This window comes from Sinorhizobium medicae (assembly GCF_007827695.1).
Classification (GTDB): Bacteria; Pseudomonadota; Alphaproteobacteria; order Rhizobiales; family Rhizobiaceae; genus Sinorhizobium; species Sinorhizobium medicae.
In genome coordinates, this window is the sequence record NZ_VITA01000042.1 from 1 (window position 1) to 14809 (window position 14809).

Genomic DNA, 14809 nt, shown 5'->3' on the forward strand with positions numbered 1-14809 from the left:
AGAAAGCTCTCGCAGGCAAGATCGCAAACTTCACCGGCGTATCCTCGCCTTATGAGACCCCGGAAAACCCGGAACTTCATATCCGCACCGTCGGCCATGAACCGACCGACCTGGCGCTCGCTGTCGAGGAATTCCTCGACCGCAGGATGGAAGGCAAATGACGCCGCTTCAACGCCCAACATAGAGACGGACGGTACGCATCCGAGGAGGGCCGCCTTGCTGAGAAGTGAGTCGAACTAGATGTTCTGTCTATATGGCCCCGGAGCTAGCCATTCCGCTTGTTGCGCCGACCAAATTCTTTAACGGCACAAAGTGGGCTTATGGAGGTTGTCAGCGCCAATGGTCGCCCGTGTGATCGTGCGACGCGATGTCGACGGTTGCATTGAAAATATTGGGTGGATCTGATCGAATTACTTCGAAGCCTGTGGATCTTCCTGCGGACCTTGCGAGCGCCTATCTGGCGCTGCTTTCCCAGCGTGAGATGTTACAGGCTGAACGTGATGTCGTTGTTGCCGAGCGCGATACGGTCGTCGCCGAGCGGCACATTGCGGTGGCGCAAGCCGCCGATGCGCAGTCCATGCTGTCGGACAGTGAGGCCTTGATTTCCGGTCTGGAGCTGGCGATCGAAAAGCCTGAAGCGCGAGCTGCGCGGCCGGCGATTCGAGCGCACGGCGCTCCTGATCGACCAGATGGAATTGCAGCTCGAAGAACCGGTGATGGCGGCGACGGAGGATGAAGTCGCAGCGCAAGCGGCCGCCAAGACCTCGAGCGTACGTTCGTTCACGCGCAAACGGCCGGTCCGAAAGCCGTCGCCGGAGGATATCGAGCGCGAGCGCGTGGAGATCGATCCCCCAGTCACCTGTGCATGCTGCGGCGGATCGCGGCTTTCCAAGCTGGGCGAAGACGTCACCGAGACGCTGGAAGAGATTCCGCGTCGGTTCAAAGTGATCGAGACGGTGCGGGAGAAATTTACCTGCCGTGACTGCGAGGCGATCAGCCAGCCGCCGGCGCCGTTCCATGCAACGCCGCGCGGCCTCAACGGTCCTCATCTGCTCGCGACGATCCCTCTTCGACAAGTATGGAATGCATAGGCCGCTCAACCGCCAGAGCATCCGTTTCAAATGCGAGGGCCTCGAGCTTTCGACCTCGACGCTGGCCGACTAGGTCGGTTATGGAACGGCCGCGCTCCTGCCACGCGCGGCACCCAAAATCCCGCCGCCCTGCGCGGATGGCTACCTTCCTTGGCATTGGTCCCCGCGACCACTACCTGCACCGAGGCTGAGTCAGCCTGCTGGCCACCGTCATCTACGTCTTCACCATCAACGATGGGGCCGAAATGCTCAGCGAAGACCTGGAATTCCTCGAGGCGTTCGTCCGAAACTCCAACAATCGGGTCAATGGAAGTATCATCAGTGCCGTAACCAGTGCCGATGAGACAATCACCGCACTACCGGCCATGGTATCGATGAGCTTAGCGACATACTCTCAAATGCGCGCCGTTCGTTCTAAGCCTGGATCGACTTTCTTCACTGCTTCGCAGATGGCGAAGAACTCGTCGAGCGCGTAAAGGCGAATCTCAGCCGTAACGCCGTAACACTTGGCCGGTTACGATCGCGGTGGCGCGAGGGCCTTCTCATCGCTGTTTCCAAGCGTGAGATATTCGAGCAATGCTGGCTTGCCTCGGCCATGCCCGATCGATGTTTCCGATTGATGGCCCGGTAACGTGGCGCCGCATTTCCAGTTAAGGCATCAGGCGTCGGCGGAGCAATGCAGTCGACAAGAAAAACGGGACTACTGCATAGCAGCAAAGAGCCCCGATATGTAGACCCACGTTGACCAGCGGGCTGCCGAGCATTATCGGACGGATGACATCAATCGAATGAGCCAGCGGCAAGACTCGTGTGACATGTTGAAAAGCGCTCGGCAGCTGGTTGACTGGAAAGACAGCGCCGGACAGGAACAGCATCGGTGTGATGACGAGCGTCTGATAAAATATGAAATATTCGTAGCTGGGTGCAAGCGCCGTGACGATCATGGCTAGACTCGCAAACGCTAAGCCCGTCAGGGCGATGACCGGCAGTGCATAAAGGAGTGACACCCATTCCGTGTAGCCCAGCGTAGCGGCGACGACACCAATTCCTGTACCCGCAAGGGAAGCCTTGGTAGCTGCCCACGCCAATTCTCCGAGCACGATGTCGCCGATCGTGACCTGTGTGTGCAGGATCGCTTCCCAGGTGCGCTGAGCGCGCATGCGGGCGAAAGTCGCGTAGATCGTTTCGAAAGTCGACGCGGTCATTGCGCTTGTCGCGACCATCCCGGCAGACAAAAATGCAATGTACGACACACCGTCAACGCGCCCGACCATCATTCCTAAGCCGGCACCCAGACCGAACAGATATATTAAGGGGTCGGCCAGGTTACCGAGGATCGACGCCAGCGCGACCTTCTTCCACGCGAGATAATTGCGGCGCCACACGGCAATCCAGTTCCACCCGTTGGCGGGCAGAGCCGCCACATAAAGCTTCCACATGGTTCAGTCCTTCAGCTCCCGCCCGGTCAACCGTAAGAAAACGTCCTCGAGATTTGGTGGACGCTGCAGAAAGCGCACACCCGCGCGCCCATCCAGTTGGACTCGTACTTGCTCCGGGTCGAACGCATAACAGAAGACGGTCTCGCCGCTCACCTCGATGTGGCGGGCGTGCGGGCTTACCAACGCACTTAGCTCGTGTGGATCGCCCCCGTAGATCTCTATCACCTGGCAACCGATCTTCTCGGCTATTAGCATGTGAGGTCGGCCTTCGGCGATCTTGCGCCCTGCTTCGAGCACGCACAGCCGGTCGCACAACCGCTCTGCCTCTTCCATAATATGGGTGGTCAAGAGAATCGTCTTTCCGCGTGCCAACAACGACCGCAGCCGTTCCCAGATCAAGTGACGGGCGTGCGGGTCAAGTCCAGTGGTAGGCTCGTCCAATATCAGTAGCTGGGGATCGTTGATGAGGGCACGTGCCAGTGTAAGGCGCCGCTTCATGCCGCCAGACAGGTCCGAAACACGCGCATCCGCCTTGTTTTCGAGGCGCGCAAACTCAAGGAGCGATGGGATTACCGCTTCTATCTCGCGCGTGCTCATCCGGAAGTAGCGCCCGAAGACCAACAGGTTTTCGCGTACAGTGAATTCCAGGTCGAGGTTGTCGAACTGCGGAACTACGCCAATCCTCATGCGTGCCAATCGAGCCCGTGACGGAACCGGCACGCCGAGCACGGTGATCTCACCCGTACCAGGCGTCGTCATGCCGAGGATCATACGGGTGATCGTACTTTTGCCTGCACCGTTGGGACCTAACAGACCGAAGCACTCACCCGCTGCAACGGTGAACGACAGTCCGTTGATTACAGGTTTGTCACCGTAGGACTTTGTTACGCTGGCAACATCGATTGCCACGGTTGGTATGGCGCCGGGTATTGCGGTCTTCACGGCTGGACCTGTTTGGTCCTTCCACTCGAACGGACTCGGCTCAAGCCGACGCGGAGCCTCTTGGGCCATCTCACGATCTGACAATTGATTTTCCGCTTCCTGTCTCAAAACTCGCCCGTTTCCAGTCATGCTACTGTCACTCGCCGCTGCAAGTGCAGTCAGGTGTCACTCGGCCGGAGGCTTGAATTGGAGTCTGCTTTCCTCCGCTGACTGGTACTTCTGGCGCGGAGTAGCGTGACAGCCAGTCGCTATTGGACAATGTACACAACGCATAAGCTTTCAACGGAAGTAAGAGAAAGAGGTTGATGGGTGTGTGCAGAACGAAGCCAAGAAATCTAAGTTGGCGAGCATGCAATGCTACGACGCTGCAGCGTATAATGGTCATGGACGCAATAATCAAAATCGTCCACCATGGCACTGTGGCGGTCATTATGAAATGCGCAAGTCCCGTCACGACCGACAGAGCGAGCAACAGTGGCCCGATATTCTGCCCGACCACGTCCAATGTGAGAAAAGGGTTGAGGCCGCGCAACAGAGGGAGCACTAGAAACGTGTCACGGAACGTGCTGCGTGCCCAACGCAGTTGTTGGCGCAGATACGGTTTCAGTGTATCCGGGACGACGGTTGCCACTATGGCGTTTGGAACATACTCAGTTCGAAAACCTGCCTTCAACATGAGGATCGTCAGATGGCGGTCCTCACCGAAGTCGCTTAGCTTACCGCGAAACAGTTGCGTTTCGTACTGGTCAAGCAGCGAAGCGAGCGCCGACCGACGGTACATAGCACAAGGGCCGCAGCAACACATAACAGCACCGAAGCGAGCCTGTGCCGCGCGTTCTTCGTTGCAGGCAAGCCAATACTCCATGTCGATCAATTTCGTCAGCCAAGTGTCACCCGAATTGCTAGCCGTGAGTTGACCCATAACCGCACCGACCTCTGGATCTCCCATCTTCGAGGCAAGCTTGGAGACCACATCGAAAGCGATCGTGCTGTCCGAGTCGACATTCAGCACCAAATCCCCAGAGGATTGACCTATCGCGGCAATCTGCGCTTTCCGCTTTCCGACGTTCTCTGGGAGCAGAATGAAGCTGAACCTCGGATCGCGCGAATAGAAGGCGCGTGCACGCACAATGGCCTCGCGGTTCCGAGAACCATCATCAACGACATAGACTCGCAATTCTCCGGGATAATCCTGGTCTGCAATGGACGCAAGGCACGCCGAGAGGATGCCTGGGTCCTCATTGAAGCTGGGGACGATAACATCCACGGCTGGCAGAGGGCGGGTCTCGACCGGTTCTGCCGACACTGCTGGACCGTCTATCGGCCGAGCATGTAGGGCTTGCATGCTCCTGTAGGCGGTCAAGAGCAGCGCGTAGATCGAGATAGCGGCGGTGCTGGTTGTGTCAAGCAGGTACATGGGTTCTCGTCTGTTCAGTGATGCGGAGGAAGTGGGCGAATTGCAAAACCACGCTCGTGCAGCGCCGGGATCACACGGGAAATTGCCATAAGCGTTTGGTCACGCAGACCCGTAAGCGCTCCCGTTTCGTCGGGAGGGCATCCATCGTGCAACAGCACGATCGCACCGGGCCGAACCGATGCCAGCACTGCATCAACAATCGCGTTGGCGCCTGGCCGAGACCAATCTCGCGGATCTGCCGACCAATGTATTGCCGTCAGCCCAGCGCTCGCCGATCTTGTCAGCGCTTCCTCGCTCCAGACACCATAAGGTGCTCGTATGTGTCGGACCGCTGCCTGAGGACAAGCGGCGATAATGGCCTCACTTGCCTCGACAATCTCACGTTCGACTTCGTGAGGTCCGCATGTTGACAGGTCCGGGTGGGTCATCGTGTGGTTAGCCACTTCGTGACCTTCCGCGACGATACGTCGAATGAGTTCCGGCTGGCTTTTCGCATAGGTGCCGATGACGAAGAAAGTCGCCGGTACGCCGTACTCAGCCAGCACATCCAGGATTTCCGGTGTGCAATGTGGATTCGGGCCGTCGTCAAACGTCAGGTATATACTAGGATCTTCGGTCCCGTAATCGCAGTTGCTCGGCACCTCGTGTATATAATCGAGGTGCTTCATAGCTCCGATCCGTTCCGTTCAATCAATGTACCTGGAGGCCATTCGTTCAACGGACGTCCAACCGGGAATATCACGACGAGTGGCTCCTCGGTGCGCGTGGAAGGGAGATCGGGATTCACTTCTGCGATGCTCGACCGCACTCGAACCCCCGTCAAAATGCTAGCCATACCGTTCTGGCAATATCTCTCAACGTGGTTCCGCATGGCGTGCCGAACTGTCCCAAAGGCGAATGGGACACCAAGCTCCCGCAAAGTTGGAGTCAAAGCACCGACCGAGTGAGCGATGCCCATTCGCTCCAGATCGGGCCGCACCGCGTATAAGCCCAGTTCAGCCACAAGGAGATCAGTCTCACCAACCTTAATGAAACGGCGCAACACGCCCATGTGGCTTGCTATCCCGACCGAGTCATAAGCAATTGCGCGGCGCTCCGGTCTCGCGCCGGCCCAACTGCGGCCACCCTCGAATGGTTTCGCGTGGAACGCTCCTGTGGGCCCATAGGATTTTCGGAAAAACTCTGAAAGCTCCTCGTGGTCTGCACGTTCCAGCTGATTTTCCCAGCATAGTTTCCACTGCACTTTTAAGGACATATAAGAACTCCAGTGTGTTGTTTCTTCAAAGCACGATCGAGAGTGGTGTGTACCGGCTAGTCACACCGGGGAGGCCACCGTAGCGCTGGACCGTTGGTCGAGGGCTTAGGCGACGGCTCTAAATTCGGACCCATCCTGTACTTGTGAAACTTTTCTCGCGCCGCACCTTGATTTCATTAACTTCAGGGTTCTCTAATAGGACTCTGCAAGATTGGTAAAATTGATTGTTTGGATAATGATCATCTGCGATATGGATGCCGCACATGCGTTTTAGGGGCCTAGATCTAAACCTCCTCGTCGCGCTCGACGCACTGATGACCGAGCGCAAGCTCACGGCCGCCGCACGCCGGATCAACCTCAGTCAACCGGCCATGAGTGCGGCTATCGCGCGCCTGCGCACGTATTTTGGTGACGAGCTGTTTTCGATGCAGGGCCGCGAACTTGTCCCTACGCCCCGTGCTGAGGCGCTCGCCCCCGCGGTCCGCGACGCCCTGCTGCAAATTCAGCTTTCCGTCATTGCCTGGGATCCACTAAACCCGGCCCAGTCGGATCGTCGTTTCAGAATCATCCTTTCCGACTTCATGATACTTGTATTCTTTGCGAGGATCGTGGAACGCGTGGCTCGCGAGGCCCCCGGTGTCAGCTTCGAGTTGCTCCCTCTCGATGATGATCCCCATGAGCTTCTCCGGCGGGGGGATGTTGATTTTCTGATTTTTCCAGACGTGTTCATGTCGAGCGCGCATCCCAAAGCGAAATTGTTCGACGAGGCACTCGTGTGCGTCGGCTGCCCCACCAACAAGAAGCTACTGGGGAACATCTCGTTCGAGACCTATATGTCGATGGGGCATGTTGCAGCCCAGTTCGGACGAGAAATGAAGCCCTCCGTCGAGCAATGGCTATTGCTTGAGCACGGCTTCAATAGACGTATCGAGCTTGTTGTGCCAGGTTTTACCTTAATTCCACGCCTACTGGCGGGTACTAACCGCATAGCAACTATACCATTGCGTTTGGTTAAATATTTCGAACAAACGGTACCACTGCGCATTGTCACATCTCCGCTGCCTCCCCTCTTTTTCACTGAGGCTGTCCAGTGGCCCGCCCTTCACAACACTGACCCCGGAAACATTTGGTTGCGGGAGATACTATTGCAAGAGGCGTCGCGCATTGATCCTCAGTCGGACACCTGTTAGACGTTGCCAAGAGCATTAACTTGCATGTTGATCAAGAACTCCTCGCTTTTCTCCGGAGCTCCTGCGGTTCGAACCGTCTAATCGACCATATTGGTGCGACATACCCGCCGCTCTTGATAGCGCCTTTGGGTATACTCTTGCGCTCCCCACTCGCGTACTGATTGCCTTACGTCCTGCTCCTAACAGCAGCCGCACCCTTCGGATCATGAACCTGTTCAGCCAGCCGCCTTTTCGGGTCGTGGCGACGCCCCGCCGCTTCCTTCAGGCACTTTGTTTATCGGCATTCGTCTCAACGCAACTGAATCCATGTCACACTCGTCCACTCGTCAGCGCATGAAGTACTCTCTTTGAGCTTGTAGAGCCTCAGTGAACTACAGACGCAACGACACTGAAGAGAGGAACTTCGAATCAGCAGACCACCCGCAAACTCCATCTTCGCGGCATTCCCGGAATCGTTGGCCGCAATGGGTCGGGGAACCCTAACCCGTGTAGGGTTTGTCAGGTCCGCGACAGAGGTGATTGGCTAAGCTCTTTAGCTCGTCTGAGGATAAGTAGCTGAAACAAACAACAAAGTGGTCTTTAGCTGAAGTAAACAGAATTGGCACGAGTTTTGAGATTCCCGGTCATAAAACGGCGACAACTGCCGATGCATGTCGTAGTCAGCGTATCAACCAGGGACTAAAAAACATGTCACGTTTGGGTGAGACCGCATTTTGCGGGAGAAGACGCTTCGGGGAGTTCTTCTCCCAAAGTACACACCGCCTCACTGCGTGCCGACCCAAGGGTTCTCACCGAGGTAACGCTCTCGATAGGAAATGCAACGGTGTGGATCAGAAGCGAGGCGAAGCGACCGCTTCTAAACGGCAAGCCAACCCTTCTCATCACCGACGGCGCAAAGTTCTGGTCGGCCTAGATGTAGATCGGCACGAACGTCGTTGGCATGACGGTCACGAAATCGGCGCTAACCCAGAGTTAGGCCATCAGGCAGATCATGAAGGTCGTGAGACCGAAGAAAGCTGATGGTCCGCATCCTTTCTCAGACTAAATGGGCAACGATCAACCCCCTGAAATCGTCGCAGCCGCTGGGTGGCGCCTTGGCCTTTCTTGGTGTCGATGGTGCGATACCGCTATTCCATGGCAGTCAAGGTTGCACCAGCTTTGCACTGGTGCTTCTCGTTAGGCACTTCAAGGAAGCGATTCCCTTGCAAACCACCGCGATGGACGACGTGGCAATAGTCCTCGGCGGGGCGGGTCATTTGGAGCAGGCGATCCTCAATCTCAAAATTCGCGCAAAGCCAAAGCTGATCGGTATATGCACCACGGCGCTGGTGGAAACTCGTGGCGAAGATCTGGTGGGTGATCTCGCCAGTATCAAGCTGGAGCGCGCGGAAGAACTCACAGGTACCGACGTCGTGCTGGCCAATACACCGGATTTTGACGGCGCTATGGAGGAGGGTTGGGCCAAGGCTGTCACAGCAATGATCAAAGCGATTACACGAATCGGCGAGCAGGAGCGGCAGTCGAGAACTATAGCAATTCTCCCTGGGTGGAACCTCACTATAGCTGACATCGAGCAGTTGCGCGATATAGTAGAAAGCTTCGGGCTCAAGCCGATCATCCTGCCGGACCTCTCTGGCTCGCTTGATGGTATAGTGCCCGATGGCCGCTGGGTGCCGACGACATACGGCGGCATCAGCGTCGAGGAGATACGCGAGCTTGGCACAGCAGCGCAGTGCATAGCCATTGGTGAGCATATGCGCGGTCCAGCAGAGGAGATGAAGACGCTGACCGGAGTTCCTTACGTGCTGTTTCAGTCGCTGACAGGATTAAATGCGGTCGACCGGTTTGTCTCGCTACTTTCCTCTATTTCCGGTCGGCCCGCGCCCGCGAAAGTCCGCCGGCGCCGCGCACAGCTGCAGGATGCCCTGCTGGACGGACATTTCCACTCGGCTGGCAAGAAGATTGCGATCGCAGCCGAGCCGGACCAGCTCTATCAACTCGCTACGTTCTTCATTTGCCTGGGTGCCGAGATTGTGGCAGCCGTTACCACGAAAGGTGCGTCGAAAATCCTTCACAAAGTACCGGTGGAAGTAATTCAGGTCGGCGACCTCGGCGACTTGGAAAGTCTTGCCACCCATGCTGATCTTCTCGTCACGCATTCGCACGGCCAGCACGCTTCAGCACGTCTCGGCACTCCGCTAATGCGCGTCGGTTTTCCTGTCTTCGACCAACTGGGCAGTCAGCACAAGCTCACAATTCTGTATCACGGAACGCGCGACTTGATCTTCGAAGTTTCCAACATCTTCCAATCCCATTCCCTTGCGCCGACGCACCGGGGAACGTGATCTGTTTCCTAGGAGTATACGCGCTCCGATGGCGGGTGCATCCAGAACATCGGGATGCATGCACCTTCATCAAGCTGCCAGCGACACTCAACCGGCTTTTGGCCGGTTGGCGATCCAATTGGCAGTGAGTGCAGGTTTATTCTCGTTCTCGATCTCAACCGTCACGCCGTCACGTTGCAGACTGTCATTAGCATACTGGCGCCCCGAAAGCGGCAATCCGAAAGCACGAAGCGACCACGCACACGACTGCCGGTCCTGACCGGTGAGATGAAGCGGACGCGGTCGAAGCCGCAATTGATGCCCATGGTTTGCTCGCGAACCTTCGGCATACCGCTGAAGTTCATCACCGACAGAAGCGCCAGTGTCAAGAATTTATGAGCGATCGTGCTGCCGCTTCGCGGTTCGGATCTACGTGGATGAATTGATGGTCATGGGTCGCATCGGCGAAGAGGTTGATCATCGCCTGATCAATGGTGATCCATTTGGATGTGCCGAGTTCCTGCCCAACCAAGCTCGACACGTCCGAAAGGGAAATCTCATGCACGCGACCTCACATGATTGTTGTCCCTGACTGATCCTGGCTTGTGAGAGCGCAAGCAGGAGTTTTAGTCTTATCGGACCCGTCGTGCTGAGCCGAAGCATTCGATCCAGTAGGAGAAGGCACCCAGCGCCTTACGCGCCGGGCGAAGGCATCAAGATAAGTCAGCACGACAGGCACAAAGACCAAACTGAGGAGGGTGGAGGATATCAACCCGCCGATGATTGCATGGGCCATTGGGGCGCGCTGCGCGCCGCCTTCGCCCAAGCCTAGGGCTGTTGGGAGCATACCGAAAATCATGGCGAGGGTCGTCATCACGATCGGCCGGAGTCTTACCGCTCCGGCATCTGCAAGGCTCTGACGCAGGCTTTTGCCTTCGCGAACGCCTAGATTGGAGTAGTCGACCAGAAGGATCGCGTTCTTTGTCACCAAACCGATCAGCATCAGGATGCCGATCATCGAGAACATATTGAGTGTGGAGCCCGTAAACAGAAGGCCAAGCAGGACACCCATCAAGGATAGCGGCATTGTCATGATGATGGCGATTGGCTGGATGAAGGAGCCGAACTGAGAAGCCAAGATAATGTAGATGAAGATGACGGCCATCGCCAGCGACTGGAGTGCATAGGCGGTGCTCTCGGTCAGGTTCTCCGCATCGCCGCCGAATGAAATTCGAAACCCCACTGGGATATCCATCTTTGTCATCGCGGCCTTCAGATCGGCCACAACGTCGCCCAACGTCCTTCCTTCAATGTTGCTGGATATGCGAATGTCCCGGGACAGATCCTTGCGGGTGATCTGAGCAGGCGCGGTGCTCTCGACGACATCGGCTACCTGATCGAGTAAGACCATTATCGGCTTGCCATTGTCGTCCATACGAGCGGTGGCGATTGGAAGATTACGGAGCTGTGCGGCGTTCTCTCGGCCGGCGGCGGGGAGGCGCACCACGACATCGTGGGATTCTCCGTCAGGGCTGTTCCATACAGATATTGCATCACCCGCCACTAGTGACCTGAGTGTATCGCCTATCGTTGCGATCGAGACGCCGAGATCGCTCGCCGCCTCGCGGCGCACCCGAACAGCCAGCGTTGGTCGAAGCTTTTCGATTGAAGATTCGATCTCCGTAGCGCCCGGAATGGCCGCAAGCACCGAGGTGATTTGATCGGAGATCCGTCGCAGCTCCTCGTCACCATCCCCGAGGATCGACAATTGTAACGGCTTTATCGATCCGACCACTTCCGAACGCTGTCCAACTGAGATTTCGAGGCCGGCGATCCTGGAAAGCCGCCGGCGGATAGGACCGAGGGTTTCCGCCGTCTTCAGCCTCCTTTGACTGCTGTGCACAAGTTGCACGGCCACCAGGGCCTTGTTGAAGCCACGCATTTCCCCGGAATTGATAGTGGAATACGTCGAGGAGACATAATTGAATTCTCGCAGTGCTCGTTCGATCTGACCGACTTTCGCGGCCATGTAATCGAGGGAAGCGCCTTCGTTGGCTTCCAGCGATATGCTCACTTCTCCCTGGTCGGGTGGCGGCAAAAACTCAGTTCCGATGCGCGGAACAAGCAGCAGGCTGACGACAAACATGCCTAGGACAATAGCAATTGTCGTTTTCCGGTAGTCGAATGTGAAGTAGATAACCGACCGATAGCGGCTTGCAAGTCCCTCGAACCATTGATCGAACCGCTCAATCAGTTGCCCGAAGAAGCCTCGCTTGGCAGTTTTTTGAGATTGGGGATCGCGCCAAATGCTCGACAGCATCGGATCAAGAGTAAAGGACACAAAGAGCGAAATGAACACGGCCACGGCTACGGTAACGCCAAACTGAAGGAAAAAGCGACCGATCAGCCCGCCCATGAAGGCAACCGGCAGAAACACAGCGACGATGCACAGTGTTGTCGACAGCACTGCAAGGCCAATCTCGTTGGTACCATCCAGGGCCGCCCTTACAGGATCCTTGCCCATCTGTAGATGGCGAGTGATGTTTTCACGTACGACTATCGCATCGTCAATCAGAATGCCGATGGACAAGGAGAGTGCCATAAGAGTCATGATGTTCAGCGTGAAGCCGAGAGCGTAAATTGCCGCGAATGTGCCAATAACTGAAATGGGGAGGGTAAGGCCGGTGATAACCGTGGATCGCCAGGAGTTCAAAAATATGAACACGATCAGCACTGACAGAACACCTCCTTCGACCAGCGTTCGCTGTACTTGGGAAACCTGGGAAGCAATGGGGCGGGAGTTGTCACGTGTGATGGTGAGTTGGACGTTGTCCTTTGTCAGTTCTGCGTTCAGCGCGGAAACTTCCCTGCGAACTGCGGACGCAACCTCGACCGTGTTGGCGCCTTGGACCTTGACGATGTGCAAACCGAGAGTCGTCTGGCCTTGGTAGTTTGCAAGGCTGGTAACTTCGGCGCCTGTGTCGAGAATGGTTGCCACTTCCGAAAGGTAGACGGGATAGCCATTTCTTTGAGCGACGATGATGCGGTTGAAGGCTGAAGTATTCGCAATGCGTCCCTCGACCGTTACGATTCGCTGATTGATGCCGGATGTAAGCGTTCCCGCCGCCCGATCCTGGTTTTCGCCTCGGATTGCTTCGATGACGGTGGCGACAGCGAGGCCGTAGGCCCCGAGACGATCAGGGTCCACAACAACGAGAACTTGCCGCTCGCTGCTGCCAATCAGTGAAACTTGGCCGACGCCCGATATAACGCTCAGGCGATTGTTGATCACGCGAGTGGCAAGCGTGGTGATTTCGGGCAGCGTCCGGCTCGTCGAGGACACTGCAACAGAGAGGATTGCCTGGCCTTCGGGCTTGTATCGCGTGACCTGAGGGGTCGCCACTGCGTCGGGAAACTTAGTTTCAAGACGCGCAACCCTGTCGCGCACCTCCTGTGCCGCGTCTTGTGAATCGACATCGACTTCGAACTGCACCACGACGATCGAACGCCCTTCGTAGGATTCCGAGGTGATGGTGTCGATTCCGCCGATAGTGTTGAGCGCCGCCTCAATCGGCCGTGAGATCTCGCTTTCGACCGATTCGGGCGATGCTCCGGTGTAGGTGGTCGCGACCACTACGACTGGCAGGTCGGTCTCGGGGTAGTGATCGACACCGAGTCGACCATATGAAAACAGACCAAGGACAAGGATCATCACCATCATCATGGTAGCGAAGACCGGATGGTTGATGCTGATACGTGTGAGGAACATCCCTCAGATGCCTTCGATGATCACGGGCGTATTGGCGACGAGATCGGGCAATGGGGCGGTTACGATAACATCGCCCTCGCTCACTCCCGACACCTGCACAAGATCACGGTCGCTCCAACTCCTGCCGAGCCCGACAGGTCGCCTTTGCAAAACGCCCGCTTTCACCTTGAGAACGAAAAAACCATCTGCGTCGTGTCGGATTGAAGCCGCCGGTAGTGCGATGACATCCTTCTGGTCGTCTACTCTTAGATCGCCGATGGTGAACATTCCGCCTCTCAACAGGCCTTCCTCGTTGTCGACGGCGATGAACACTCGCACAGCACGGGATCCGGCTTCGGCGGTGGGCGAGATACGAGCGACCTCTCCGGAAAACGTCCGGCCCGGAAAGCCCTCTACCGTCAGCTCTACGGGCTGCTTGAGGCGAATGAGCGGGATCCGGCTTGTGGGTACACCGGCGTCAACTTCCAGCCGATTGAGCTCGACAATAGTCATCAGTTGGGTATTCAGCGGAACTGTCTGGCCCTCTTCAACCGAACGCGCAGCAATAACGCCACCGAACTCGGCTCGCACTTCTGCATGGGAGAGCGATCGTTCGGCATCCGAAACCTCGGCCTGTTTCGATCTTAGCTGCGCGCGAAGATCAAGCACATCCGCCAGCGCAGCAAGCCTCGTGGCCTCCGATGCCGCGCGTCGTTCACTAAGTCGCGTGTTTCGCTCAAGCACTGCCTCGGCGAGGTCGGTCTGCGCGCGAAGGGCATCCGCCTCTGCTTTTCGCCCCGTCACCGCCGATTCGAGAGCTCCCCTTTCGAAACGGACGAGGAGATCGCCGGCATTGACCACGTCCCCGATCTGAACAGGTAGCTCAATGATCGTCGAGGATACGCGTGAGGTCAGTGTAGAACGTCGAATGGGCGTGAGAGAGCCGACTATACGAACGTCGTTTGCCATGTCTTGCCGGACGGCGGTGCTTACGTCGGCTTTGGCAAGCTCGATCGGGCTACCGTGTTTAACCTGCCCAATTGCCCGACCTTGCGAAAGAACGATGGTCACGGCCAAGCTTGTGGCGAACGCCAGTTTCTGGAGATTGCACTGAGCAGATATCGTCATCTGGAGCTCTATTCGACGTTTGCTTAATACGAGGTGTGGTGCTTTACGACGGAGGAACGTTGCCAACTATGAAAATGGGGCCATCATTCGACCGTTACCGATTTCGCAAGGTTGCGCGGCTGGTCCACGTCGGTCCCCATGGAGACGGCCGTATGATAGGCGAGAAGCTGGAGCGGCAATGAGAAGATCATCGGTGCGATGATCTCGTCGACGAACGGCAGCACGATCGTGTGCATCGTGTCGAGTTTCGAGGCGGCTGCTCCTCTCTCGTCGGT

At 56.8% G+C, this 14809-nt stretch carries 10 protein-coding genes and 3 pseudogenes; 4 read left to right on the plus strand and 9 right to left on the minus strand.

Going from position 1 to position 14809, the window contains the following annotated elements; genetic code table 11:
- A partial coding sequence (locus tag FB009_RS31625; RefSeq protein WP_145158292.1) for an adenylyl-sulfate kinase occupies nucleotides 1-161 on the plus strand: 161 nt, incomplete at its 5' end.
- A 248-nt stretch (nucleotides 162-409) separates the two neighbouring features.
- Nucleotides 410-1161, plus strand: a pseudogene (locus FB009_RS31630) (IS66 family transposase zinc-finger binding domain-containing protein); the annotation flags it as partial.
- Nucleotides 1162-1741: 580 nt separating this feature from the next.
- Here the strand turns inward: FB009_RS31630 and FB009_RS31635 are convergent.
- The 5 genes from FB009_RS31635 to nodA are packed head-to-tail and all read right to left on the minus strand — an operon-like array spanning nucleotide 1742 to nucleotide 6144.
- Nucleotides 1742-2530: an ABC transporter permease gene (locus tag FB009_RS31635; RefSeq protein ID WP_011970894.1), complete on the minus strand. Its 789-nt coding sequence runs from the start codon at nucleotides 2528-2530 to the stop codon at nucleotides 1742-1744.
- 3 nt (nucleotides 2531-2533) lie between these two features.
- The gene (nodI, locus tag FB009_RS31640) at nucleotides 2534-3601 is read right to left on the minus strand and encodes a nodulation factor ABC transporter ATP-binding protein NodI (protein ID WP_018210178.1); all 1068 of its coding nucleotides are present in this window, start codon (nucleotides 3599-3601) and stop codon (nucleotides 2534-2536) included.
- Between the two features lie 7 nt (nucleotides 3602-3608).
- Entirely contained in the window at nucleotides 3609-4889 is a 1281-nt protein-coding gene (gene nodC / locus FB009_RS31645) for a chitooligosaccharide synthase NodC (RefSeq protein ID WP_011970892.1), read from the minus strand.
- A 14-nt stretch (nucleotides 4890-4903) separates the two neighbouring features.
- Nucleotides 4904-5557 carry a chitooligosaccharide deacetylase NodB gene (gene nodB, locus FB009_RS31650; protein WP_011970891.1) on the minus strand — a complete coding sequence of 218 codons (654 nt, stop codon included), beginning with the start codon at nucleotides 5555-5557 and terminating at the stop codon, nucleotides 4904-4906.
- Nucleotides 5554-6144: a nodulation N-acyltransferase NodA gene (gene nodA, locus FB009_RS31655; protein ID WP_011970890.1), complete on the minus strand. Its 591-nt coding sequence runs from the start codon at nucleotides 6142-6144 to the stop codon at nucleotides 5554-5556. Before nodA ends, nodB begins: the two co-directional genes overlap by 4 nt.
- Before the next feature lie 263 nt (nucleotides 6145-6407).
- On the opposite strand from nodA, the gene nodD1 reads away from it, so the two are divergent.
- Together nodD1 and nifN are read left to right on the plus strand one after the other, a co-directional pair.
- Complete coding sequence (nodD1, locus tag FB009_RS31660) at nucleotides 6408-7334, plus strand: transcriptional regulator NodD1 (RefSeq protein ID WP_024312567.1); 927 nt, start codon at nucleotides 6408-6410, stop codon at nucleotides 7332-7334.
- Nucleotides 7335-8353: 1019 nt separating this feature from the next.
- Nucleotides 8354-9679 (plus strand): nitrogenase iron-molybdenum cofactor biosynthesis protein NifN, encoded by a 1326-nt coding sequence (gene nifN, locus FB009_RS31670; protein ID WP_011970887.1) that lies wholly within the window; start codon nucleotides 8354-8356, stop codon nucleotides 9677-9679.
- A gap of 87 nt (nucleotides 9680-9766) precedes the next feature.
- Here the strand turns inward: nifN and FB009_RS31675 are convergent.
- The 4 genes and pseudogenes from FB009_RS31675 to FB009_RS31690 all read right to left on the minus strand — a co-directional run.
- Nucleotides 9767-10223: pseudogene (locus FB009_RS31675) on the minus strand (MaoC family dehydratase).
- Between the two features lie 6 nt (nucleotides 10224-10229).
- Nucleotides 10230-13427 (minus strand): nodulation protein NolG, encoded by a 3198-nt coding sequence (gene nolG, locus FB009_RS31680; protein WP_011970886.1) that lies wholly within the window; start codon nucleotides 13425-13427, stop codon nucleotides 10230-10232.
- Between the two features lie 3 nt (nucleotides 13428-13430).
- Nucleotides 13431-14534 (minus strand): nodulation protein NolF, encoded by a 1104-nt coding sequence (nolF, locus tag FB009_RS31685; protein ID WP_011970885.1) that lies wholly within the window; start codon nucleotides 14532-14534, stop codon nucleotides 13431-13433.
- A gap of 83 nt (nucleotides 14535-14617) precedes the next feature.
- Nucleotides 14618-14809, minus strand: a pseudogene (locus FB009_RS31690) (hypothetical protein); the annotation flags it as partial.

Excerpts from the sequence above, each read along its gene's own strand:
- FB009_RS31635 (WP_011970894.1), bottom strand. The coding sequence starts at position 2,530 with ATGTGGAAGCTTTATGTGGCGGCTCTGCCCGCCAACGGGTGGAACTGG.
- nodI (WP_018210178.1), bottom strand. The coding sequence starts at position 3,601 with ATGACTGGAAACGGGCGAGTTTTGAGACAGGAAGCGGAAAATCAATTG.
- nodC (WP_011970892.1), bottom strand. The coding sequence starts at position 4,889 with ATGTACCTGCTTGACACAACCAGCACCGCCGCTATCTCGATCTACGCG.
- nodB (WP_011970891.1), bottom strand. The coding sequence starts at position 5,557 with ATGAAGCACCTCGATTATATACACGAGGTGCCGAGCAACTGCGATTAC.
- nodA (WP_011970890.1), bottom strand. The coding sequence starts at position 6,144 with ATGTCCTTAAAAGTGCAGTGGAAACTATGCTGGGAAAATCAGCTGGAA.
- nodD1 (WP_024312567.1), top strand. The coding sequence starts at position 6,408 with ATGCGTTTTAGGGGCCTAGATCTAAACCTCCTCGTCGCGCTCGACGCA.
- nifN (WP_011970887.1), top strand. The coding sequence starts at position 8,354 with ATGGTCCGCATCCTTTCTCAGACTAAATGGGCAACGATCAACCCCCTG.
- nolG (WP_011970886.1), bottom strand. The coding sequence starts at position 13,427 with ATGTTCCTCACACGTATCAGCATCAACCATCCGGTCTTCGCTACCATG.
- nolF (WP_011970885.1), bottom strand. The coding sequence starts at position 14,534 with ATGACGATATCTGCTCAGTGCAATCTCCAGAAACTGGCGTTCGCCACA.